This window comes from Tetzosporium hominis, from assembly GCF_002265435.1.
Lineage (GTDB): Bacteria > Bacillota > Bacilli > Bacillales_A > Planococcaceae > Chryseomicrobium > Chryseomicrobium hominis.
The window spans coordinates 1-260 of record NZ_NOKQ01000374.1 but is presented as its reverse complement, the minus strand read 5'-3'; the positions used below and the strand labels follow the sequence as shown (position 1 = coordinate 260).

Below are 260 nucleotides of genomic sequence, written 5' to 3'. Positions count from 1 at the left end.
CATTTTTGAAAAACGATTAGCCTTCCCGCTTGCTATTGTCGATGAAGTGAAAAAAGCTGCTGCAGAACATGCGAAGGGTGCGTTCTTAGTCGGCTATCGCCTGTCTCCGGAAGAACCTGAGACACCAGGATTAACAATGACTGAAACCTTTACGCTTGTTGACGCTTTAGGAGATAAAGAATTGGATTACCTTCATATCTCACTGATGGACGTGAACTCAAAAGCGCGCCGCGGTGCAGATCCGACTCGCACACGCATGG

Annotated in this window: 1 protein-coding gene; it reads left to right on the top strand. The window is 47.7% G+C overall.

Annotation, left to right across the window (positions count from 1 at the left end):
- On the top strand, positions 1-260 hold a 260-nt coding region (locus tag CF394_RS15430; RefSeq protein ID WP_500691232.1), incomplete at both ends, for an oxidoreductase.